Origin of the sequence: Phycicoccus sp., assembly GCF_035325325.1 — a bacterium.
Taxonomy (GTDB): Bacteria; Actinomycetota; Actinomycetes; order Actinomycetales; family Dermatophilaceae; genus Phycicoccus.
The window spans coordinates 1-22,379 of sequence record NZ_DAOLAC010000018.1 but is presented as its reverse complement, the minus strand read 5'-3'; the positions used below and the strand labels follow the sequence as shown (position 1 = coordinate 22,379).

At 73.7% G+C, this 22,379-nt stretch carries 16 protein-coding genes and 1 pseudogene; 7 read left to right on the top strand and 10 right to left on the bottom strand.

Going from position 1 to position 22,379, the window contains the following annotated elements; genetic code table 11:
• Nucleotides 1-119: 119 nt before the first annotated feature.
• Nucleotides 120-1,106, bottom strand: coding sequence for a DNA topoisomerase IB (locus PKA89_RS11895; protein ID WP_324419672.1), 987 nt, complete (start codon nucleotides 1,104-1,106; stop codon nucleotides 120-122).
• 120 nt (nucleotides 1,107-1,226) lie between these two features.
• Here PKA89_RS11895 and PKA89_RS11890 point away from each other — a divergent pair, with 120 nt between their 5' ends.
• A complete protein-coding gene (locus tag PKA89_RS11890; protein WP_324419670.1) occupies nucleotides 1,227-2,024 on the top strand; it encodes an inositol monophosphatase in 798 nt (265 codons plus the stop codon).
• Between the two features lie 3 nt (nucleotides 2,025-2,027).
• On the opposite strand, the gene PKA89_RS11885 is transcribed toward PKA89_RS11890, so the two are convergent.
• On the bottom strand, nucleotides 2,028-3,614 hold the full coding sequence (locus PKA89_RS11885; RefSeq protein WP_324419668.1) for a hypothetical protein: 1,587 nt from the start codon (nucleotides 3,612-3,614) through the stop codon (nucleotides 2,028-2,030).
• Between the two features lie 490 nt (nucleotides 3,615-4,104).
• Between PKA89_RS11885 and PKA89_RS11880 the strand changes: the two genes are divergently transcribed.
• Complete coding sequence (locus PKA89_RS11880) at nucleotides 4,105-4,824, top strand: TIGR03089 family protein (protein ID WP_324419666.1); 720 nt, start codon at nucleotides 4,105-4,107, stop codon at nucleotides 4,822-4,824.
• A 10-nt stretch (nucleotides 4,825-4,834) separates the two neighbouring features.
• On the opposite strand, the gene PKA89_RS11875 is transcribed toward PKA89_RS11880, so the two are convergent.
• On the bottom strand, nucleotides 4,835-6,703 hold the full coding sequence (locus PKA89_RS11875) for a peptidoglycan-binding protein (RefSeq protein ID WP_324419663.1): 1,869 nt from the start codon (nucleotides 6,701-6,703) through the stop codon (nucleotides 4,835-4,837).
• A gap of 324 nt (nucleotides 6,704-7,027) precedes the next feature.
• Between PKA89_RS11875 and PKA89_RS11870 the strand changes: the two genes are divergently transcribed.
• Together PKA89_RS11870 and PKA89_RS11865 are read left to right on the top strand one after the other, a co-directional pair.
• On the top strand, nucleotides 7,028-7,810 hold the full coding sequence (locus PKA89_RS11870; protein ID WP_324419661.1) for a CoA transferase subunit A: 783 nt from the start codon (nucleotides 7,028-7,030) through the stop codon (nucleotides 7,808-7,810).
• Between the two features lie 3 nt (nucleotides 7,811-7,813).
• Nucleotides 7,814-8,455 carry a CoA transferase subunit B gene (locus PKA89_RS11865; protein ID WP_324419659.1) on the top strand — a complete coding sequence of 214 codons (642 nt, stop codon included), beginning with the start codon at nucleotides 7,814-7,816 and terminating at the stop codon, nucleotides 8,453-8,455.
• On the opposite strand, the gene PKA89_RS11860 is transcribed toward PKA89_RS11865, so the two are convergent.
• The 4 genes from PKA89_RS11860 to PKA89_RS11845 form a co-directional block, all read right to left on the bottom strand.
• Nucleotides 8,445-10,424: a SpoIID/LytB domain-containing protein gene (locus tag PKA89_RS11860; protein ID WP_324419658.1), complete on the bottom strand. Its 1,980-nt coding sequence runs from the start codon at nucleotides 10,422-10,424 to the stop codon at nucleotides 8,445-8,447. The genes PKA89_RS11865 and PKA89_RS11860 overlap by 11 nt on opposite strands.
• Nucleotides 10,421-12,337, bottom strand: a complete 1,917-nt coding sequence (locus PKA89_RS11855) for an FG-GAP-like repeat-containing protein (protein WP_324419656.1) — start codon at nucleotides 12,335-12,337, stop codon at nucleotides 10,421-10,423. The genes PKA89_RS11860 and PKA89_RS11855 overlap by 4 nt, the downstream gene beginning before the upstream one ends.
• A gap of 178 nt (nucleotides 12,338-12,515) precedes the next feature.
• Nucleotides 12,516-15,149, bottom strand: coding sequence for a glycosyltransferase (locus PKA89_RS11850; protein ID WP_324419654.1), 2,634 nt, complete (start codon nucleotides 15,147-15,149; stop codon nucleotides 12,516-12,518).
• Nucleotides 15,146-16,453 carry a nucleotide sugar dehydrogenase gene (locus tag PKA89_RS11845; protein WP_324419652.1) on the bottom strand — a complete coding sequence of 436 codons (1,308 nt, stop codon included), beginning with the start codon at nucleotides 16,451-16,453 and terminating at the stop codon, nucleotides 15,146-15,148. The genes PKA89_RS11850 and PKA89_RS11845 overlap by 4 nt, the downstream gene beginning before the upstream one ends.
• Before the next feature lie 213 nt (nucleotides 16,454-16,666).
• Between PKA89_RS11845 and wecB the strand changes: the two genes are divergently transcribed.
• Nucleotides 16,667-17,731, top strand: coding sequence for a UDP-N-acetylglucosamine 2-epimerase (non-hydrolyzing) (wecB, locus tag PKA89_RS11840; protein WP_324419650.1), 1,065 nt, complete (start codon nucleotides 16,667-16,669; stop codon nucleotides 17,729-17,731).
• Between the two features lie 57 nt (nucleotides 17,732-17,788).
• On the opposite strand, the gene PKA89_RS11835 is transcribed toward wecB, so the two are convergent.
• Genes PKA89_RS11835 through PKA89_RS11825 form a run of 3 tightly spaced genes read right to left on the bottom strand, consistent with a single transcriptional unit; the run spans nucleotide 17,789 to nucleotide 20,456 of the window.
• A complete protein-coding gene (locus tag PKA89_RS11835; protein ID WP_324419648.1) occupies nucleotides 17,789-18,775 on the bottom strand; it encodes a Gfo/Idh/MocA family oxidoreductase in 987 nt (328 codons plus the stop codon).
• Complete coding sequence (locus tag PKA89_RS11830) at nucleotides 18,775-19,863, bottom strand: DegT/DnrJ/EryC1/StrS family aminotransferase (protein WP_324419646.1); 1,089 nt, start codon at nucleotides 19,861-19,863, stop codon at nucleotides 18,775-18,777. The genes PKA89_RS11835 and PKA89_RS11830 overlap by 1 nt, the downstream gene beginning before the upstream one ends.
• On the bottom strand, nucleotides 19,860-20,456 hold the full coding sequence (locus tag PKA89_RS11825) for an acyltransferase (protein ID WP_324419643.1): 597 nt from the start codon (nucleotides 20,454-20,456) through the stop codon (nucleotides 19,860-19,862). The genes PKA89_RS11830 and PKA89_RS11825 overlap by 4 nt, the downstream gene beginning before the upstream one ends.
• Before the next feature lie 229 nt (nucleotides 20,457-20,685).
• Between PKA89_RS11825 and PKA89_RS11820 the strand changes: the two genes are divergently transcribed.
• Nucleotides 20,686-22,047, top strand: a complete 1,362-nt coding sequence (locus PKA89_RS11820) for a glycosyl transferase (RefSeq protein WP_324419641.1) — start codon at nucleotides 20,686-20,688, stop codon at nucleotides 22,045-22,047.
• Nucleotides 22,044-22,379: pseudogene (locus PKA89_RS11815) on the top strand (hypothetical protein); the annotation flags it as partial. The gene PKA89_RS11820 and the pseudogene PKA89_RS11815, both read left to right, overlap by 4 nt.

Genomic DNA, 22,379 nt, shown 5'->3' with positions numbered 1-22,379 from the left:
ACCTCGCCACGCCGCCCGCACCTCGCCACGCCGCCCGCACCTCGCCACGCCGCCCTGCCACACCACCCCGGCCCAGCGACACCACCCCGGCGGGGCGAGAGCACACTGGCCGGGCGAGGTCAGGCACCGTCGATGAGCCGCGCCACCGCCTTCTCGATGGCCGCCTGTCGCTTCGCGTCCTCGCGGTACCGACGACGCAGCGTGCCCGCGATCGTCACGCCGTCCTCGTACTGGTCGATGACCCGCGGGTCGATGTAGGACGTGCGGGCGATGGTCGGGGTGTTGCCGAGGTAGGCCGACACCTCCTCGACCGCCGCCTTGACCGCCCGCTTCCGCGAGGCCGCGGTGTCGCCCTTCTCCGGCGACTCGGCGAGCGCCACGGCGGCCAGCACCGTCGCGTGCCAGGTCCGGAAGTCCTTGGCCGTGAGGTCCTCGGCGACCATCTGCGAGATGTACTCGTTGACCGCCGACGCCTGCAGGTCGGCCCACCTCGCCTCGCCGCGGTAGGCGAGCAGCCGCCTGGAGCCCCCGCGCCGGCGCCGCATGTAGTTGAGCGACTCGATGACCTGCGGGTCGCTGACCGTGATCGAGTGCTCGACGCCGGACTTGCCGACGAACGAGAACACCAGGTCGCCCCCCCGTCGGCGCACGTGCCGCCGCTCCAGCGTCGTCAGGCCGAACGAGCCGTTGGCGTCGGTGTAGGCGTCCGACCCGATCCGGAAGTAGCCGAGGTCGAGCAGCCGGGTCGCGGTCGCCGCCGCGCGCGCCAGCGGCATCCCCTCCCCCGCGAGATCCTCGATGATCCGCTCGCGCGCCGTGGCCAGCCGGGTGCCGGCGGCCTTGACCCGGTCGAACTTCAGCTCGTCGCGGGCGGTGCGCCAGGCCGGGTGGTAGAGGTACTGGCGGCGGCCCGCGGCATCCGTACCCACGGCCTGGATGTGCCCGTTGGGGTACGGGCAGATCCACACGTCCTCCCACGCCGGCGGGATGGCGAGCGAGCGGATGCGCTCGACCTCCTCACGGGGCAGCGCCTCGCCCCCGGCGTCGCGGTAGGAGAAACCTTTCCCGGCCCGCCTGCGCGTCCACCCCGCCGACCGCGGGGACACCCGCCGCAACCTCGCCATGACCGGACCCTACCCAGCGGCCGGGCACGAGGAACGCGCAGGTCAGCACGGTTCGACAGGACGGTTTTGGCCGACGTCGCGGCGTGTGCGACCGTTGCCCCCATGTCCGGCCTGTCGACCGACGCTGTCGCCGACCTCCTGCGGGAGGTCGCCGCCGAGGTGATCACCCCCCGGTTCCGCTCGCTCGCCGACGGCGAGGTGATGGAGAAGAACCCCGGCGACCTCGTGACCGTCGCCGACCGCGAGGCCGAGGTCGTCATCACCCGGCGGCTGCTCGAGGCCCACCCCGACGCCGTCGTCCTCGGCGAGGAGGCCTTCGCCGCCGACCACACGCTGATGGACCGCTACCTCGCGGCCGAGCACGCCTTCACCGTCGACCCCGTCGACGGCACGAAGAACTTCGTCCACGGCTCCCCCGACCATGCCGTCATGGTGGCGGAGGTCATTGGCGACGAGACCGTCCGGGCGTGGATCCACCAGCCCGAGCACGGCCGGACCTGGGTCGCGGAGAAGGGGGCCGGCACCTTCCGCGACGGCGAGCGGATGACCTGCGCGCCCGTCTCTCCCGACCGCGACCCGGTCGGCGTCACCTCGATGTGGTCCCTGCGCGACCACGCCCTCCCCGGCCTGCCGCCGATGCGGCTGTCCTGGGTGTGCTGCGGCGTCGACTACCCGAAGCTCGTCGAGGGCGAGACCGACTACATCGTCTACTCGCGCTCCAACCCGTGGGACCACGCGCCGGGCACGCTGCTCGTCACCGAGGCCGGTGGGGCGGTCGTCCACCCGGACGGCTCCCCCTACGGCCCGCGCTCGACCCGCCCGGGCCTCGTCGTCGCGGTCGACGCGCACACCTGTGGAGCCGTCCAGCGGCGGGCCGCGGGCCAGTTCAGCCGGGCCTGAGGCTCAGCCGGCCGGCACCTCGGCCACGGACACCCTGACCCCGCCGAGGTCGGTCCGGCGCGGCGGCCGGTCGAGGGCGTGCTCCTCCTCGGGGAAGCGGATGTCGACCACCGACCGCGGCGTCAGGCCGAGCCCCTCGATGGCCTCCGGGCCGTCGGCAGCGAGGACGACGAGCCGGTGGCCGCTCGACGCGGCTCCGCGCGCCAGCTCCGCGACGAGGGCGGCGAGCCGGTGCGGGTCCTTGCGCACCGGGGTGGTCGCGACGAAGAACGGGCGCCCGCACATCCCGCGCACGGTCTGCGGCCACTCCGACGAGGCGCGCCCGTCGATGCCGAGGACGACGTCGTCCGGCCCGAGCACCGCGCACACGTCCCGGGCTGCGGCGAGCGACCCGCGCTCCACGCCGACCCCGCGGAACGGCCAGGTCGCGAGCACCGCGGGGACGCCGACGGCCAGCACGGTCAGCACGGCGACCAGCGGTGTCCCCCACCGGCGCCCGGATGCCGTGAGCCGGCGCGCAGCCCAGGCGGCTGCGACGACCACGAGCACGACGACGAACGGCAGCATGATGAGCAGCCGCCGGTCCGCCCACGGGTGGTCGGGGGTGATGCCCGGCCGCAGCAGGGTGAGCACGGTCGACCCGGCCGCCACGACGAGCACCGGCGCCCACGGCGCGAGGCGTCCCTCGGTCAGGGCCCGGAAGGCCTGCCGGAGGACGGCCGCGAGGGCGAGCAGCGCGACGACGAGCGCCACCCAGCCGACGTACCAGGAGAGCCAGTCGACGGTGTGCTCGGCGTAGGTGCGCCCGCCGTCGACGGGCAGCCCCTGCCGCCGCTGCATGCCCGCGACGTACACCGCTCCGGGGTCGGTCGGGTCCTGGCGCACCGTCATCCACCACGGGCGGGTCCACAGCCCGACCCCGACGGCAAGGGTGAGCACCGCGACCGCACCGGGCAACCGACTGGTCAGCCCGGCGGGAAGCCGCCGACCCCGCCGCCACAGCCGCAGTCCCGCCACCGACCCGGCGAGGACGACGACGGCGATCGCGGCGAGCGGGAGGAGGCTGGCATGGATGTCGCCGAGGTAGCGGTAGGAGAGCCCGAGGGCCAGCGCCCAGGCCACGACGCTCGAGGCCACGAGCCCGAGCGCCGCCGGGCGGACCCACCGGTGGCCGAGCGCCGCACCGACGGCGAGGAACGGGACGAGGAGGAGCACCTCGCGCAGGGCGTCGACCCGGGCCAGCCCGGTGCCGCCGACGAGCACCCCACCGAGCACGGCCAGCCGCTCCACCGGCCGCCCGACCCGGCCGACGGCGAGGGTCACCGCCAGCAGCCCGCCCGTGAGGGTGAGCAGGGCCAGCTGCTCGGAGTACGTGCCGTGGGCGACGTTGAGGACGGGGAAGAGGACGGCGGTGAGCCCGGTCGCGGCGACGCCCCACCACGGTCCGGCGAGGTGGGCGGCGAACAGCCCGACGACGAGGAGGACCAGGGCCATGACGACGGCCGGAAGCCACTGCGCCACCGGAGGTCCCCCCACCCAGACGCCGTAGCCGTAGACGACCGCCGGTGCCAGGAGGAACTGCGGCTGCACGGCGGGCGAGGCGGGCGACCCCACCCGGGAGAAGGCGGCGCCCTGGGCGGGGACGGCGCCGCGCTCCCGCCGATGACCGACGGGTCGACCGGCACGACGCGCTCGTGCGTGGCGGCGAGGCTCACCGCGGCCTGGAGGTTGCTCGCGGCGTCGCGGCGGGGGAGGACGTGCTCGGAGTGCGTGACGCCGGCGTACACGGCGAACCCGGCGACGAGGGCGACCATCGCGGCGGCCGCGCCGGCCCCGAGCCGCACCCCCGGGAGCCCGCGGACGACCGCGACCGAGCCGGCCGCCGCGAGGACGGCGACCGGCCAGCCGACCCACGGCGACCAGCCGCCGACGGCCGCGAGCAGGCCCCCGACGGCGGTGACGACGACGACCCAGAGGCCCGCACCGAGGGCCACCCGGGTCAGGACGTGGCCGGGCTCGGGGGCGGGGTCGGTCATGGCCGCAGAGCCTAGTCGGCGCCCTCGTTGCTACCGTGGCGGCGATGGTCCCCGACACCACGCCCGCCGCCCTGCTCGCCCGGTTGGTCGCCGCCGACCCCGGACGCCCGCGGGTCACCGTCTACGACGACACCGACGGACCGACCCGCGGCGAGCGGGTCGAGCTCTCGGCCCGGGTCGTCGCCAACTGGGTGGCCAAGGCGGCCAACCTGCTTCAGGACGAGCTCGACGTCTCCCCCGGGGACACGGTCCGGCTCGGCCTCCCCCCCCACCTGCGCCCGCTCCCCTTGGCGCTCGCGGGGTGGGCCCTCCGCGCCCCCCTCGTCCCGAGCCCGGACCCGGTCGGGGACCCCGCCGTCGTCGTCACGGACGAGCCGGGCACCGGCGACGCTCCCGGGCGCCTCGTCGTCGTGACCCTCGCGGCGCTCGCGCGCTCGGCCCCCGAGCCGGTTCCCGCCGGGGCCGTCGACGAGGCGCGCGAGCTGGCGACCCACGGCGACGTGTTCGTGCCCTGGGAGGACCCCGACCCGGCGGCGGCCGGGCTGCGGACCGGCGGCACCGAGGTGACGCTCGGCGACCTCGTCCCCGACGCGACCGGCCCGGGCGAGCGGGTGCACACGAGCACGACGGACACCGAGGCGTTCCTCCGCACCGCGCTCGCCGCGTGGGCCGGCGACGGCTCCGTCGTCCTGACCCGCGGCACCCCGGACCCGGAGGTGCTGCGGCGGCGCCTGGCGAGCGAGGGCGTCACCGCGACGGCCTGACGACCGGGGATCAGCGCAGGCGGGCCTCGACGGCCTTCCAGGTGAGGGTGGCGACGACGCCGGTCTGGGCGAGGTGCGCGGCCCGCTGCGCGGCCTTGACGGCGGCCTCGGTGGCGGGGCCGTAGGAGCCGTCCGCCGTCACCCTGAGAGCCTTCTGGAGGGCGACGACGGCCGCACCGCGCGACCCGCGCTTGAGGACCGTGTTCCAGTACGGCAGGAGCGGGTGCGCGGCGCGCTCCACGGCATCCCAGGTCTTCCGGTCGACGACCCCGGTGGCCGGGAGGTGGACCGAGCGCTGGAAGCTGATGACGCGGGCCTGCGTCGCCGGGCCGAAGCGACCGTCGACGGCGAGCCCTCCGAGCGCGCGCTGGAGGACCGAGACCGGGGCTCCGTGGGAGCCCTTGCGCAGCGTCACGGTCTTCGAGCTGGTCAGCTCGGTGGTCACCGAGATGGTCGGGCTCGCCGGGGCCGGCGTCGTCGGAGCCGTCGTCGCGGGCCTGGGCGCGGTCGCCGTGCCGCTCATGAGGACCTTCCAGTCCTTGGCGTCGATGACGCCGTCGACCGCCAGGCCCTTGCTCTTCTGCCAGACCTTCACCCGGGCGAGGGTCTTCGGCCCGAACGAACCGTCGACGACGAGCCCGCCCACCGCCTTCTGCAGGGCCTTGACCGCGTCACCACGGGACCAGAGGCGAAGGGTCAGCCCGGAGTACCTCGCGAGCGGTGACGTCGTCGAGCTCACCGGAACCGTGACGGGCTTGCCCATCAGGGCGTTCCAGACCCGGCTGTCCACGACGCCGTTCTGGGTGAGCTTCTTGGACTTCTGGTAGGCCTTGACCCGCGCCTCGGTCGCCGGCCCGAACGAGCCGTCGACGGCCAGGCCGCCGATCGCCTTCTGGAGCACGGACACCGCGGTGCCGCGCGAGCCCTTGCGCAGGACGACGCCGACGTACTTGGCGAGGGTCGAGGTGGGCGGCGTCGTCGAGACCGACCCGGTCGAGCCGGTGCCTCCGGTCGAGCCGGTCGCCGGCGTGCCGATGAGGGCGTTCCACACCCGGCTGTCGACGACGCCGTTGGCCGTCAGGCCCTTGGACCGCTGGTACGCGATGACCCGCGCCTCGGTGGCCGGCCCGAACGAGCCGTCGACGGCGAGCCCGCCGATCGACTTCTGGAGGACCTCGACCGCGATGCCGCGCGAACCCTTGCGCAGGGTGACGTTGACGTAGTCCTTCGGGTTGCGCGAGGTCGGCTGGGAGACGCCGGGCGGGCCGCTGAGGTAGGAGGTGATCGCGACACCCGTCCACCATGAGGTGCGCTGCACCGCGCCGTCCCAGGTGAAGGACAGGTGGATGTGGTCGGTGTGCGGGGAGGAGCCGGTGTAGGGAGCCCAGCCGCGCTCGGGAGCCCATGCCTTCCAGATCTGCCGGTTGAAGATGATGTAGTTGATGCCGAAGCGGCGGGCCATCGCACCTTGGCGCCCCTGGGCGTCGGGGGCGGCCAGCCACCGGGTCACGGCGTTGCCGATGGCGAGGTTGGCCGGCTTGGTCGAGTCCAGCATCCAGTCCAGGGCCCGCCCCTCGCCGTGCTCCTGGTCGCACTTGCGCAGCACGCCCCAGACGTGGGTGCCGTAGGTCGCGTTGAGCAGCTTGGCGAAGGCGACCGGACCGGGCTGGTTCTCGGTGAGGCACTGGGTGCCCGGCTCGTAGGGCGGCGCGACGTCGAGGGAGGTCGGCAGCGCCCGGCTCGGTTTCGGGAGGGGGATGGTCGCGGCATCGGCCGCGCCGGAGGCCAGCGGGAGCGCGATCACCGACGCCGAGAGCGCACCGAGGGTGCGCACGGGGAGCCGACGGGCCGAGGGCTGGTCGGGGCTGGGCAGGGACACAGGGGCTCCATCCAGAACGGGTGTGGCGCCCGGGGCAGGGGTCCGGGCGCACTCGGCGGTCCGTGGTCAGGGACGTCACAGAAGTCACATCCGTCACCGCCGGATCACCGGGCACACCAGTTCTCCCATTGCCCACGAGCCCCGCGCAACCGCTTCGACCGAATTACAAACGTGTACTTGTCCGGGTCCGTCCGTTCGGCCGATGCCGCAGGTCAGGGTGCCCGGCGAGCGGTCGACAGTGGTGCCGCGCACCGTCTGCCGGGCCGGCTCGTGTGGTCCCGCCCGGTCGCCGGGGGCTGCCCGGCCCGCACTAGAGTCCCCGGTATGGACAAAGTCGTCACCACACCAGCCGAGGCCGTGGCCGGGATCTCCGACGGGGCGACCCTCGCCGTCGGCGGGTTCGGGCTCTGCGGTATCCCCTCGGTCCTCATCGCCGAGCTGCACCGGGCCGGCACGAAGGACCTCGAGGTCGTCTCCAACAACTGCGGGGTCGACGACTGGGGGCTCGGCATCCTCCTGCAGAGCAAGCAGATCCGGCGGATGGTCTCGAGCTACGTCGGCGAGAACAAGGAGTTCGCCCGGCAGTACCTCGAGGGCGAGCTCGAGGTCGAGCTGACGCCCCAGGGCACGCTCGCCGAGCGGCTGCGGGCCGGCGGCGCCGGCATCCCCGCGTTCTTCACCCCGACCGGAGTCGGCTCCCAGGTCGCCGACGGCGGCCTGCCGTGGAAGTACGACGGTGCCGGCGGGGTCGAGAAGGCCTCCCCCGCCAAGGAGGTGCGGGTGTTCGCGGACGCGGACGGCGCCGAGCGCGAGTACGTCCTCGAGCACGCGATCGTCGCCGACTTCGGCCTCGTGCGCGCGTGGAAGGGCGACCGGCACGGCAACCTCGTCTTCAACAAGTCCAGCCGCAACTTCAACCCGCTGTGCGCGATGTCCGGCCGGGTCACGGTCGCCGAGGTCGAGGAGCTCGTCGAGCCCGGCGAGCTCGACCCCGACGAGGTGCACCTGCCCGGCATCTACGTCCAGCGGGTGCTGCCGCTCACCCCCGAGCAGGCCGCAGACAAGCACATCGAGAAGCGCACCGTCCGCGCCGCCGAGGAGGCCTGAGCCATGCCCCTGACCCGTGAGCAGATGGCCGCCCGTGCCGCCGCCGAGCTCGAGGACGGCGCCTACGTCAACCTCGGCATCGGCCTGCCGACCCTCGTCCCGAACTACGTCCCCGACGACGTCGAGATCGTCCTGCAGTCCGAGAACGGCATCCTCGGCGTCGGCGCCTACCCCACCGACGACGCCGTCGACCCCGACCTCATCAACGCCGGCAAGGAGACCGTCACGGTGCGCCGCGGCGCCTCCTACTTCGACTCCGCGCTCTCGTTCGGGATGATCCGCGGCGGCAAGGTCGACGCCGCCATCCTCGGGGCGATGCAGGTCTCCGCGACCGGCGACATCGCCAACTGGATGATCCCCGGGAAGATGGTCAAGGGGATGGGCGGCGCGATGGACCTCGTCCACGGCGCGAAGAAGGTCGTCGTCCTCATGGAGCACGTCGCCAAGGACGGCTCGCACAAGATCGTGCAGGAGTGCAGCCTGCCGCTCACCGGGAAGGCCGTCGTCCAGCGGATCATCACCGACCTCGCCGTCATCGACGTCACCGACGACGGTCTCGTCCTGCGCGAACTCGCCCCGGACGTCACCGAGGAGCAGGTCCGCGAGGCCACCGGCGCCCCGCTCGCCGTCGACCTCAGCTCGTGATGTCCGCCATGGAGTTCCAGCCCGAGCCGACCCGGACCCGCGGCAGCCACCCTCCGGTGCCGTTGCCCCGATAGAGCTGCAGGGCCCCGGCGGCGTCGCGCGCGAGCAGGTCGGGGTTGCCGTCGCCGTCGAAGTCGCCCGGGCCGGCGAACGCCGTGAAGGTGGACCAGCCCCAGCCGATGCGCGTGCTGCCGACCCACGTGCCGCTCGACGAGAAGGTGTAGAGGCGCAGACCGCCCTGCGCGTCCACCACGGTGAGCCCGATCCGGCCCTGCCCGCTGAAGTCGCCGACGGCCGTGAACCGACGCAGGGAGCCCCACCCGGAGGAGACCTTCGTGCGTCCCAGCCACCCGCCGGTGCCGTCGGCCCGGTAGATCCAGACCACGCCGGAGGAGTCCCGAGCGAGCAGGTCCGGGAAGCCGTCGCCCGTCATGTCCCCGGGCGCCGTCAGCTCCGAGTACGTCCCCCACCCGGAGCCGATCCGGCGGGCCGGGCCCAGTGTGCCGTCCGGCAGCGCCGGGAGCAGGTCGAGGTAACCACCGGTCGTCACGAGCAGGACGTCGTCGAGCCCGTCGCCGGTCATGTCCCCCGGCGAGAGGACTTGGCGCACACCGTTCGTGGTCGCCAGCTGCCGCCGGGCCAACCAGCCGGCCCGGCCGTTCCCCGGGTAGACCCACACCGTGCCGGCCGAGTCGCGGGCGACGACGTCGGTGAACCCGGTGGCCGGGATGTCCGCTCCCACGTCGACCGACTCGGGCGCGAAGTACGTCGAGCGGAGGCCGAAGGCGCTCTGGAACGAACCCCCCGACACCGTGACGGTCCCCGCGGTGCCGACGAGGGTCACGCTCGTCACCCGTCCGCCCCAACGGCCGGCCCCGTCGCGCTGTGTGCGCAGCTCGCGGAACAAACCGATGGCCGGCCACTTCGCCTCCAGGCTCGACGCCGGGACCTCGACGTGCCAGGTGGCCGAGGGGGTGGCGAAGCGCGCCTCGTACGGATCCGGCTGCGCGATGAGATACGGCGCGTTCGCCGCCGCCGTCTGGCCGCCGTTGTAGGAGCTGAACATGGCCGTGATCGGGGCGCCAGAGGAGGTGAGCACCAGGCCCGAGGTCGCCGTCACGGCCGCCGTCGAGGACGCCTGCTCGCTGGAGCGCCCCGGGTAGACCTGGCAGGCCGTGGTGTCGCAGATGTCCCACGCGCCCGAGGATCCGAGGCGCGCGGCGGCGTAGGTCCGCGCGGCCACGGCCTGGGCCGCGAGGGCCTCGGGGTGCCAGCTCGCCGGCATCTCGCCGGGCACCACGGAGGCGACGTAGTCGTCGAGCATGACGACGTTGACCGTCTCGAGGGTCGAGCCGGACAGCGCGGTGCTCACCCAGCCCCGGTAGTCCCGGGTCGCTCCGGTGGCGGTGATGACGGTCACCGCCGCGGTCGACGCGTGGGACGAGTTCCGGAAGGTGATGTCGGCCGCGCCCGCCACCGGGCAGGTGGACGTCGCGCCGACCCAGCCGCCGGCGAGGACCGAGCGTCGCTGCAGGACCCAGGAGGACCCGGAGCGAGCGGCCCGCCAGCCGGTGGTGTCGGTGCTCACCGGCAGTGCCTCGGTGCACCCGCCGGTGTCGACGAGCAACCCGCTCGCGGGCCGGACCGCGGTGGGCGTGCCCCGCATCGGGGAGAGCTGGACCCGGATCGCGTACCGGTCCCAGCCGGTCGCCTGCGCCGTCCCCGGGTAGTAGAACGCGAGGATCCGCGCCCACGTCAGGCCGGCGGTGGCGGCCCCGTAGGCGCCCCACTGGGACATCCCGATACCGTGCCCCCAACCGCGGCCCGCCAGGTGGACGGTCGGGCCGGGTCCGGCGGCCTCGGCGGGGACGGCCGGGACCACCGCGACTCCGGCGGTCAGCGCCAGCCCGGCGAGGACCCGGCCGAGACGCGTCGGCCACGTCGCGCGGGTGGTTGCGCGAGCGCTCATCCGGTGTACACCGAGTACCCGGCGAAGCTGCGGGACTGCGGCACTGACTGCGTCTGGGCCGGGTTGCCGGTGCTCGAGATGATCGTCCCGACGCCCGAGGCGTCCACCCCGAGGACGTCGACGCGGGTGTCCCCGGTCGCGTCGCCCAGGGCGGTGACGCTGGCGTACTGGCTCCAGTCCCCCGGAAGCACGGCCAGGGTGCGCAGGCCCGAACCCGCCCACCGGTAGACGACCGCGGTGCCGGAGGTGGTCACACCCAGGACGTCCCGGACTCCGTTGCCGTCCCAGTCGCCGACGCCGACGATGAGCCGGATGCCCGACCAGCCCGTCCCGATGACCCGCCCGGACTGGAACCGTCCGCTGCCCGTGCCCGCGTAGATCCGCAGGGCGTTCGCCCCGTCCACGGCGACGACGTCGTTGTACCCGTCACCGGTGAGGTCGTTGACCCCGGTGATCCGGGACATCGCCTGCCACCCGTGGCCGATCTTGAGTGCGGACTGCAGGCTGCCCACCCCGTTGCCTCGGTAGAGGAGGAGGTCGCCGGTCGACGTCGAGCGGGCCATGAGGTCCGCGACGCGGTCGCCGTTCCAGTCACCGACCGAGATCGCCGAGTCGACGCCCCGCCACGAGCCGGCCGCGAGCCGCTCGGGGGCCTGGATCTGACCCCCCTGGGCATGAGCCAGCAGCAGGTCGTGGGAGTCGTTGGTGAGGACGATGTCGTTGTCCCCGTTGTTGTCCGTGTCCCGGCCGACGGTCAGCGAGGGCAGGCCCCGAACCGGTGGTGAGGCCCCGGCCGCGATCGTCGGGATGTACCGGTAGAGCCCGTTTCCGGGGCACTCGGTCGAGTACACGTCGCGGTGGCCGCTGACCCCACGCCGGATCTTCCCGGCGAGGTTGGCGGTCTTCGCCGGGTCGAACTGGTGGATCTGGGCCTTCCAGGCGATGAGCCGCTGGTAGGCGCTGATCACGGCCGGCGGCGCGGTGGCGGTGGTGAAGTCGCCGAGGGTCGCGATGCCGGTCGTCCAGGAGTTGACGCCGAGCGAGTGCGCACCGACGACCGCCCGGTCCATCCCGCCGTAGCGGCCCTCCCAGATCCGCCCGAAGCGGTCGATGATGAAGTTGTAGCCGATGTCGCTCCACCCGCGCCCGTTGACGTGGAAGGCGTAGATGCCGCGGATCAGCGCAGGCACGTCGGCCGCCGAGTACGAGTTCGAGTTGACCGTGTGGTGCACGACGGCGGCCTTGACCCCGGCGTAGAGGACCGGCCCGTTGCGCAGCCGCTCGTCGGCCCCCCACTGGGCCCGGGTGTAGATGACCGGGCGCGCGGCGGCCGCACCGGCAGCACCCGGCATCGCCGTCCCGACGCTCTGGTCGGCCGGCGAGCTGCCGGGGTCGACGACGGTCAGCGCGATCTTGCTCGTGCGCTGAGCCGAGGTCCCGAGCGCCCGCACCTGGACGCTCGTCCCGGTGCCGACGGCGATGGGGTCCGAGCCGGGGCGCTCGCCCTTGCCCTCGCCCGTGCCCGGGTCGGGTCCGTGGTCGTCCGCCTCGGTCTCCTGCCAGCCGGACCACTCCCCCGACCCGGTCCGGGTCCGGTACTCGACGACGAGGCCGTCGGTTGGGCCGGACCACGTGAGCCCGACGACCCGCGGGCCGTCGGGCGCCGAGACCTCCTGGGAGGCCGAGACCACCCGCACGTCGCGCGCGGTGGCCCGCAGGTGCGCCGCGGCCCGCGTCCGGTCGGCGGTCGCGAGCGTGGCCGCGGGCGTGCCGACGGGCGGGGCCGCGAGCGGTGCGGTGTGCTGCGCCGGGGGGACGGGGCGGGGTGCGGCCTGTGCCCCCCCTCCGGTCGCCACGACACCGGTCACGACGAACACGACGGTCGTCGCCAGGACAGCGAGGAACCGGCGCATGACACTCACCTCTCACGGGACTCGACAGCAATCAGCGGCGGCCGGCCCCTGCGTACCTTGCCCGCCCGTCATGTACCAGTGGCACCACCAGTCACACGACGCCACAGAACCATCGCACACGTGGCGGGCACCGACAACACGTTCGTCGAAATCCGGCGGCACGATCCGGAGAGTGGTCTCAGGGTGGACCCGGAGCGTCACCGCGCACACCGAGAACCTCGTGGAGGACCTGCGCGGCCCGGCGGCCGTCATGCGTCTCGCGGACGAAGGAGACCCCCGCCGCGGCCTGCGCCCGCGCGCCGTCACGATCGGCGAGGAGGTCGCGCAGGACCTCCTCCAGCGTGTCCGGTGCGGCCTCGGTGATCGGCAGTTCGCCCACCGCCTCGCGCACCTCGGGCATGACGTGACCGACGACGACGCGCCCGGCCGCGAGGGCCTGGACGGCGAGGACACCGTAGCTGCCGATGGCGAACTGGTCGAGGACGATGTCCGCGGCCGCGATGAGGCCGGGCATGGCCTCCGGCGCGACCTTCTCGATGCGCCGGTAGTCCACGACCCCCTCGTCGTGCAGCGTGCTCAAGGCGGCGTCGACGAAGGCGGTGCCCTTGAGGCTGGCGCGGCTCGGCGCGTGCAGGACCACCGGCCGGTCGCGCTCCAGGACGGGAGTGTCGGCGGACCAGGCGTCGACGTCGACGACGACCGGGAGCCACTGCGCTCGGGGAACGTCGAGCAGGAGGTCCGGGGTGGAGACGAAGACCGGGTCCGGGAAGTCCTCGATCAGCGGTGCGAGGCTGTCGACCACGCCCTGGAGCCGGACGGTCAGCTCGTCGCGGGAGTTGCGGAAGGGCGACCAGGGGGTCCAGTGCGCGTGCCGTGCGGGGTTGCGGATCTCGGAGCCGTGCAGGATGAGCCCGACGCGCACCCCCACCGCGCGCAGGACGTCGGCGTCTCCGGTGAAGTCGCGGCCGTTGCGCAGCCCGAACACTGGGCGCCCGGCCTCGAGCAGGGCATGGGTCCACGTCTCGAGGGCCCGGGCCTGGAAGCCGGCTGCCCACGCCCAGTCCTTGGCATACCGGTCCGTGGGGACGAGCTGGTCGGCTGGGAAGGTGAGCGGGCCGCCCCGGTCGGTCGCCACGACCTCGGTCCGGACGCCGGGGATGTTGCGCTCGAGCGCTTTGGCCCACTCCCACGCCTGACCGGCCATGTTCGCGGGCCCGATACCCACGTAGGAGGCCCGATCGGTGCGCTCGGCCGGCCGCTCCCGCAGGCCCTCCAGCGGCGTGACCTCGATCGGCTCGTGCACGTGCTCAGCGCCGAGCAGACCACGGTAGACCTCTCGAAGCACCGCTTCCTGGCGGTCCCAGGCGAACGGCGCGAGCAGGTCGGCGTCCGCGGCGACGACCGCGCGGTAACGCGGCAGGTCGGTCAGCAGGGCGCGCAGCTCGGTGACGAAGGAACCGACGTCGTCCGCGACGTGCACTCGCCCGACGCCGTGCTCGTGGACGAACGCCTCCTGGGCCCGGCAGTCACTGACGAGCAGGGGGACGCCCGCATGCAGGTACTCGAAGAGCTTGTTCGCGAGGGCCACCTCATGGCTACCGTAGTGGTGGATCGGGAGCAGTCCGACGTCGCAGCCGCGCAGGTAGGCCGACACCTCGTCTGGGGGCACGGGGTCGAGCAGGTGGACCCGTCCGGCGACCCCGAGCTCGCTGGCCCGGGCCGCCAGTCGCTCGGCCGCGGGCATCCGTACGTTGGGCACGGCCACCACGGCGAGGTGGACCTCGGGCAGATGCACGAGCGCCTCGACCGCGGTCGCAACGCCACGCACCGGGGTGACACCACCGCTGTAGACGACGAGCGGCACCTCAGGTGCCAGTCCGACCTGCTCGCGCAAGGTGCGCGGCACCTGCAGGTCGGCAGCCCCCAGCATCGGGCTGTTCATGACGACCGCCGGGGTCTTCTCGAGCCCGTAGTCGTCCCGGAGCTGCTCCGCCAGCGGCTGCGTCACGGTGACCACGACATCGGCGTCGTGGATGTACTCCGACTCGAGGTCGAGGTAGGCCGCACGCTGACGGACCGTACGCGACCCGTAGATCGAGAGGCCGGCGACGTACTCATGGGCGTCGTAGACCCAGGCGGCCGAGCGCCCCTCGGCGCGACGCCGGGCGACGGCCCGGCTGGCGACGCCGATGAGGTGCACGTCGTGGGCGTGCAGGACGTCCCACTCGAGGTGGTCGAGCACCGGCCCGAAGGCGATCTCGTAGTCGTCGATCTGCGGCAGCAGCCGGCGCCAGCTGGCAAGGTGCCCGTTGCGTGACTGGAGTCCGTCGTAGACCCGCCACGCCTTGCGCTCCAGGCGCGCGGTTCGCCGGTCGACGCCCGCGCGGATGCGCGCAGCGAACTGCTCGGCGGCGACCTCACGTGCGCGCAGGCCGGTCGTGCGCGTGCCGAGGGCGTCCGCCTCCTGGCGGCGCAGCGAGGCGGTGAGGTCGAGGGTGCGTCGGGCCGTGGGGCGCATGCCGATGCCGAGGCGGGGCTGGCGGCGCCGGTCCCGGGCCTTGGTGAACGCCTTGCGCAGGCGCCATTCGACCGGGACCCGCAGGATCCGGACCTTGCCGAACGCCCGCTCCTCCCGCACGCCCGAGGACGCGTACCCCAGGAGGGTCACATCGACGCCGGCGTCGGCGAGGGTCAGGCCCATCTTCAGCACCCTGGTGTCGTGCGCGATGTCGTTGCCGACCATCATCACGACCCGCCGTTTGCGCGTGAAGGCACTCTCCGGGGCCGGGTCCACGCCGTCGGCCGAGCTCACGGGGCGACGACCTCCTGCGGCAACCCGACGGTCCGGTGGGTGACGCCGGACCAGTCCGCGGCCGCTGTGATCCGGCGGCCGTCCACCAGCGTGCGCACGCCGGGCAGGTCGCTCGGACGCAGCCCCCGGTACTCGGAGTGGTCGGCCTGGACGACCGCCGCATCGACGGCGTCGCCGAGGTGGTAGGGCGTGAAGCCGAGCCGCTCGAGCTCGGCGTCGTCGAACATCGGGTCGTGCACGAGCACGGTCGCGCCCCGGGCTGCCAAGGCGGTGACGGTGTCGAACACGCCCGAGAACGCCGTCTCCTTGACCCCTCCGCGGTAGGACGCGCCGAGGACAACGACCCGCTGTCCCTCGAGCGAGCCGTGGGCGCCCTCGAGCACCCCGACGGTGTACTCGGGCATCGCCTTGTTCGCCGCGCGCGCTGCGGTGACGACGGTCGCGTCGGGGTCGGTGTGCAGGTAGAGGCGCGGGTACACGGGGATGCAGTGGCCCCCGACCGCGATGCCGGGCTGGTGGATGTGGCTGAACGGCTGGGAGTTGCTCGCCGCGATGACCGAGTAGATGTCGATGCCCTGGCGGTCGGCGAACCGGGCGAACTGGTTGGCCAGGCCGATGTTGACGTCGCGGTAGGTCGTCTCGGCGAGCTTGGCCAGCTCGGAGGCCTCGGCAGAGCCGAGGTCCCAGACCCCGTTGGGACGGGCCAGGTCGGGCCGGTCGTCGAACTCGAGCACCGCCTCGTAGAACTCCCGGGCGCGCTCCGCTCCCGCCGCGGACAGTCCGCCGATGAGCTTGGGGTACTTGCGCAGGTCGGCGAACACCCGGCCGGTGAGCACCCGCTCGGGGCTGAAGACGAGGTGGAAGTCCTCCCCCTCGGTGAGGCCCGAGACCTCCTCGAGCATCGGCTTCCAGCGGGTGCGGGTCGTGCCGACCGGGAGCGTGGTCTCGTAGGAGACGAGGGTGCCGGGCGTCAGGTGCTCGGCGAGGCTGCGGGTCGCTGCGTCCATCCACCCGAAGTCCGGGGTGCCGCTCCCGTCGACGAACAGCGGAACGACGAGGACCACGGCGTCGGCGCCGGGGACCGCGTCCGCGTAGTCGGTCGTGGCCCGCAGTCGGCCAGCCGGCACCAGCTCGGTCAGCTTCTCCTGGAGGTGCGCCTCGCCGGGAAAGGGCTCAGTGGCGGCGTTGACCGCCTCGACCGTCGCGGGGTTGACGTCGACGCCGACGACGTCGTGTCCCTTCGCGGCGAACTGGACCGCGAGGGGCAGCCCGATCTTGCCGAGCGCAACGACGCAGATCTTCACTGGGTATCCGTCCTTGGGGGGTGGCCGTGGTCGGGCTCGGGCGGCCCGCGGTCGCCCGGCAGTCTACCGAGCAGCGGCCGGCCACTCGAACTCGGAGGTCTGTGTACACCGGCCGGCACCGCCCGGGCCGATGGCGGTCCATCCCCCAGCCGTTAGCCTAGGGGCGCCCCACCGGGGCGTGCCCGTGCATCCCAGCGCCCCGGAGGGTCACCCATGAGAGTCCTGTCGGTCGTCGGAGCCCGGCCCCAGTTCGTCAAGCTCGCGCCCGTCGCCCACGCGATGGCCGACGCCGGTCACGACCACGTCATCGTGCACACCGGCCAGCACTACGACGCCAACATGTCCGACGTCTTCTTCCAGGACCTGGGCATCCCCGCCCCGGACGTCCACCTCGGCGTCGGCTCGGGTTCGCACGGCGTGCAGACCGGCGCGATGCTCTCGGCCATGGACGCGGTCCTCCTCGAGCACCGCCCCGACTGGGTGCTCGTCTACGGCGACACCAACAGCACGATCGCGGGGGCGCTCTCGGCCGTCAAGCTGCACCTCCCGCTCGCCCACCTGGAGGCCGGGCTGCGCTCCTACAACCGGCGGATGCCCGAGGAGCACAACCGCGTGCTCACCGACCACGCCGCCGACCTGTGCCTGGCCCCTACCGAGGTCGCGCTCGCGCACCTGCGCGCCGAGGGCCTCGGCGACCGCTCGGTCGTCACCGGTGACGTGATGACCGACGTCTGCCTCGAGACCGCGCGGCGCGTCGCGGACTCCCCCGCCGCCGCCCCGGCCGGCCTGGAGCCCGGCTCCTTCGTCCTCTCGACGATCCACCGGGCCGAGAACACCGACGATCCGCAGCGCCTGCGCGCCATCGTCGAGGGCCTGGCCGCGCTCCCCCACCCGGTCGTCCTCACCGCCCACCCGCGGCTGGTCGCCAAGGCCGCCGAGGCGGGCATCCCCCTCGAGCAGGGCTCGGTCCACCCCATCGCGCCGCTCGACTACCCCGCGATGGTCGGAGCGGTCAGCCGGGCCCGGGCCGTCGTCACCGACTCCGGAGGCCTGCAGAAGGAGGCCTTCCTGCTGCGCACCCCGTGCACGACGGTGCGCACCGAGACCGAGTGGACCGAGACCGTCGACCTCGGCTGGAACGTGCTCGTCCAGGACGTCTCGACGCTCACCGAGGTCGTCGACCGTCCCGCCCCCGCACCGACCGACGAGGCGCCCTACGGCGAGGGCCGGGCGGCGGCGGCCACCGTCGCTGCCCTCGAGGAGCACCTGCCCCGCTGACCACGACGGCGACGACGGAGGGCCGGGGTCGTCTGACCCCGGCCCTCCGTCGCGTCGTCAGACGGTGATGACCTGGCCGGTCTTCGAGGACTCGATGCACGCCTCGGCCACGCGCACGGTGCGCAGGCCCTGCTGCATCGTGACGATGTCCGCGTCCTTCCCGAGCACCGCGTCGCGGAACTGCTCGTGCTCGGTGCGCAGCGGCTCGGGCTTCGGGATCGCGAAGCGGACGACATCGCCCTCGGAGACCCCGCGGAAGTTCGCGATGTCGTCCCACGAGGACTCGACCTGTCCGTTGGCGTGGAAGGTGAGGTCGGCGGTCAGCGTGTCGGCAACGAAGCAGCCCTTGGTGCCGGTGATGACCGTGACCCGCTCCTTGAACGGCGAGAGCCAGTTGACGAGGTGGTTGGTGATGGTGCCGCCGGAGAGCTGCCCGACCGCGGCGACCATGTCCTCGTGCTCGCGCCCGGAACGGAAGGCCGTGCGGGCCGACACCGAGGTGAACTCCTGCTGGGTGACCCAGGCGGTGAGGTCGATGTCGTGGGTGCCGAGGTCCTTGACCACCCCGACGTCGGCGATCCGGGCCGGGAAGGGCCCCTGCCGCCGGGTGACGACCTGGTACAGGTCGCCGAGCTCCCCGGCCTCGATGCGGGACCGGGCCTGCTGGAGGGCCGGGTTGTAGCGCTCGATGTGGCCGACCGCGCCGACGAGACCCTTGGCCGCGAAGGCCTCGGCCACGCGGGTCGAGGACGCGGTGTCCTGGGCCAGCGGCTTCTCGATGAGGGCGTGGACGCCCGCCTCCGCGAGGGTGAGGCCGACCTGCTCGTGGTAGACGGTCGGGACGGCGACCATGCAGTAGTCGATACCGTGCGCGATGAGCGCCTCGATGTCGGCCTCCACCGGCCGGCCGCCGGCGACGCCGTGGACGTCACCGCCGGGGTCGGCGACCGCGACGAGGTCGACGCCCGGCAGGCTGGCGAGGACGCGGGCGTGGTGGCGCCCCATCATCCCCAGGCCGATGAGGCCCGCGCGCAGGTTCGCCATCAGGAGCCCGCCTTCGCGAGGGTGTTGACCGCGGTGACGACGCGCTCGAGGTCCTCCTGGGAGAGCGACGGGTGCACCGGGAGCGAGAGGCACTCGGCCGCGGCCTTCTCGGTCTCGGGGAGGTCGACGTCGGCCTGGAACGGCGCGAGGCGGTGGTTCGGCACCGGGTAGAACATGCCCGAGCCGACGTTGAACTGCTCCTTGAGCGCGGCCGAGAAGCCGTCGCGGTCCTGCGGGACCCGGATCGTGTACTGGTGGTAGACGTGCACGGCGCCCGCGGCGACCGGGGGCACGACGACGCCCTCGAGGTTCGCGTCGTAGAACGCGGCGTTCTGCTGCCGGGTGGCGGTCCACCCGTCGACCTTGGTCAGCTGCACCCGGCCGATGGCGGCGTGGATGTCGGTCATCCGGTTGTTCAGGCCGACGACCTCGTTGTGGTACTGCTTCTCCATGCCCTGGTTGCGGTACAGGCGCATGTTCCGCTCGATCTCGGCGTTGGCCACCGAGACCATGCCACCCTCGCCCGAGGTCATGTTCTTCGTCGGGTAGAGCGAGAACATCGCGAACGAGCCGAAGGCGCCGACCGGCGTGCCGTTCAGCTTCGCGCCGTGGGCCTGGGCGGCGTCCTCGAAGACCTGGATGCCGTGCTGCTCGGCGATCGCCATGAGCCGGTCCATCTTCGCGGGGTGGCCGTAGAGGTGCACCGGCATGATGCCGACGGTCCGCTCGGTGATGGCGGCCTCGACCGCCTCCGGCGACAGGCAGAAGTCGTCGGCGTCGATGTCGGCGAAGACCGGGGTGGCCCCGGTGAGGGCGACCGAGTTCGCGGTGGCGGCGAAGGTGAACGACGGGACGATGACCTCGTCGCCGGCCTTGACGCCGCAGGAGAGCAGCCCGAGGTGCTGGCCGGACGTGCCGGAGTTGACCGCGACGCAGGCGCGGCCGAGGCCGAAGTGTGCCGAGAACTCCTCCTCGAAGGCCTTGACCTCGGGGCCCTGCGCGAGCATGCCGCTGCGCAGGACGCGGTCGACGGCCTCCCTCTCCTCGTCGCCGATGAGCGGCTTGGCGGGCGGGATGAACTCGGTCACTGTGCAGCCTCCATCAGGCGGTCGTCGTCTTCGAGGTAGGTCGCTCCGGTCGTCGGGCAGACCCATCGGCCCTCGCCCGCGGGCTCGAGGGGCACCCCGGCGCGGCCGACCCATCGTAGCCGCCGGGCCGGGACCCCGGCGACGAGGGCGAAGTCGGGGACGTCCTTCACGACGACCGAGCCCGCGGCCACCATCGCCCAGCGGCCGATGGTCACCGGGGCGACGCACACGGCACGCGCGCCGATGGACGAGCCCTCCTTGCAGGTGACGCCCACGGCCTCCCAGTCGTCGCCCCGCTTGAGCCGGCCGTCCGGGTCGACCGACCGGGGGTAGTGGTCGTTGGTGAAGACGACGGCGGGTCCGACGAACACCCCGTCCTCGAGGACCGCCGGCTCGTAGACGAGGGCGTAGTTCTGCAGCTTGCAGTTGTCGCCCATCCGCACGCCGGTGCCGACGTACGCGCCCCTGCCCACGATGCAGTTCTCGCCGAGCACCGCGCCCTCGCGCACCTGCGCGAGGTGCCAGACGGACGTGCCGTCGCCGAGCTGTGCCTGCGGCGAGACGTCCGCGCTGTCCTGGACCCTGGTTCCCACGGTCTCCTCCTGTCCGGAAGGCGCCGGTCCAGTGGACCGGCCTGTCGGTCCCCAGCCTAGGGCCGCGGCTCGCGGCCACCGCAGCCGCCGGGCCCGGGGCGCGGGCGGGACCGCGCGGCCGTCCGGTTCGGCCGGACCGGACCGGTCGACTAGCCTGCTCGGCGAGTCGTCGCCCGCGGGCGCCCTCCTTCGGCAGACGCGGGGTGCGCGCACCACCAGGAGGTCCGTCGTGTCCACACCCGCGAGCAGCAGCAGCGCTCCGCACGTGCTCTACGTCGCGTGGGGGTTCCCCCCGTGCCGGGGCGGCGGGGTCTACCGTGCGCTCGCGACCGCCAACGCGTTCGCCGCGGCCGGGATGCGGGTCACCGTGCTGACCGCCGACCGCGAGACGTTCACCCGGTTCACCGGCACGGACCTGTCCCTGGAGGAGAAGGTCGACCCCCGGATCGAGGTCGTGCGGGTGCCGTTCGAGTGGCCGGTGCTGGAGACCGACGTGCGGCGCTGGAGCGCCACCCGGGCCTTCTTCCCCCGCCTCTGGCTGCGCCGGCGCAAGCGTCTCGACGTCCGCGACTTCCCCGAGGTCGGCTACGGGCCCTGGCGTCGCCCCCTCGAGGCGGCCGCCGACCGCATCCAGGCCGCGGACCCGGTCGACCTCGTGGTGGCCTCGGCGAACCCGAACGTCGACTTCACGGTGGCCGCCCACCTCCACCGCACCCACGGCGTGCCCTACGTCATGGACTACCGCGACGCGTGGACCCTCGACGTCTTCGACGGCACCCAGGTGCACGCCGACGACTCCGAGGTGGCCCGCCTCGAGCGCGAGTACGTCGCCGGCGCACGCGAGGTGTGGTTCGTCAACGAGCCGATCCGGGCCTGGCACCAGGAGCGGTACCCGCACCACGCCGAGCGGATGCACGTGGTCGCCAACGGCTACGACCCGGAGTTCGCGCCCGTCGCGCGGACGGGCCCACCGCCGCCGGACCGGCCGCTGCGCTTCGGCTACATCGGCACGGTGAGCCCCAAGGTGCCCCTCAAGCCCTTCGCCGACGGCTGGGCCCTCGCCCGGTCCCGCACCGCCGACCTCGACGCCGCGACGGCCGAGGTCTGGGGCTACCTCGGGTACTACGCGACCCCGAGCCCGGCGCTGCTGCGGATCGTCGACGACCACGCGGCCGACGGCCTGCGCTACGCCGGTCCGCTGCCCAAGCAGCGGGTCCGCGAGGTCTACGACACCTTCGACGCGACCCTGCTCATCCTCGGCAAGGGCAAGTACGTCACGAGCGGCAAGGTGTTCGAGTACACGGCGAGCGCGCTGCCGATCGTCTCCGTGCACGACCCGGGCAACGCGGCCAGCGACGTCCTGCGCGACTACCCGTTGTGGTTCCCGGTGGACGAGCTCACGCCCGAGGCGGTCGCCCGGGCCGTGGAGGCGGCCGCGCACGCCGCCCGTCACGCCTCCGCGGAGCAGCGCGCCGCGTGCGCCGAGTTCGCCGCACGCTGCGCCCGTGACCTGCAGCTGCGCCCGCGGGTCGAGGCCCTGGCCGCCGGCCTCGGCCTGCCCACCCCCGTCGTCGAGGAGTCCCGCCCGTGAACGTCGTCCTCCTCAGCTCCGCCCGGCGCACGTCCCCGGAGGCCGCCCTGTCCGTGCGTGAGCAGCTGGGCCTCGCCGGCCGCGGCGACGTCGTCCTCCGGCTCGTGACCCGGCACCGCCCGTCCGCGCCCCTCCCCGGTATCGAGACCCTCGTCCTCGTGCCCACGGCGACGTCCCCGGGGCGGGTGCTCGACATCCCCGCCGCCGACCTGCCCGGGGAGGCCGGTGGCGCGGCCGCGGCCACGGAGCTCGCGGACCCACCGCGCGTCGGCGGGCCCGTGGCGGGGGGGGGGCAGCACCCCCCCCCCCCCCCCCCCCCCCCGCCCCCCCCG

Excerpts from the sequence above, each read along its gene's own strand:
- PKA89_RS11890 (WP_324419670.1), top strand. The coding sequence starts at position 1,227 with ATGTCCGGCCTGTCGACCGACGCTGTCGCCGACCTCCTGCGGGAGGTC.
- PKA89_RS11880 (WP_324419666.1), top strand. The coding sequence starts at position 4,105 with ATGGTCCCCGACACCACGCCCGCCGCCCTGCTCGCCCGGTTGGTCGCC.
- PKA89_RS11870 (WP_324419661.1), top strand. The coding sequence starts at position 7,028 with ATGGACAAAGTCGTCACCACACCAGCCGAGGCCGTGGCCGGGATCTCC.
- PKA89_RS11865 (WP_324419659.1), top strand. The coding sequence starts at position 7,814 with ATGCCCCTGACCCGTGAGCAGATGGCCGCCCGTGCCGCCGCCGAGCTC.
- PKA89_RS11860 (WP_324419658.1), bottom strand. The coding sequence starts at position 10,424 with ATGAGCGCTCGCGCAACCACCCGCGCGACGTGGCCGACGCGTCTCGGC.
- PKA89_RS11855 (WP_324419656.1), bottom strand. The coding sequence starts at position 12,337 with ATGCGCCGGTTCCTCGCTGTCCTGGCGACGACCGTCGTGTTCGTCGTG.
- wecB (WP_324419650.1), top strand. The coding sequence starts at position 16,667 with ATGAGAGTCCTGTCGGTCGTCGGAGCCCGGCCCCAGTTCGTCAAGCTC.
- PKA89_RS11835 (WP_324419648.1), bottom strand. The coding sequence starts at position 18,775 with ATGGCGAACCTGCGCGCGGGCCTCATCGGCCTGGGGATGATGGGGCGC.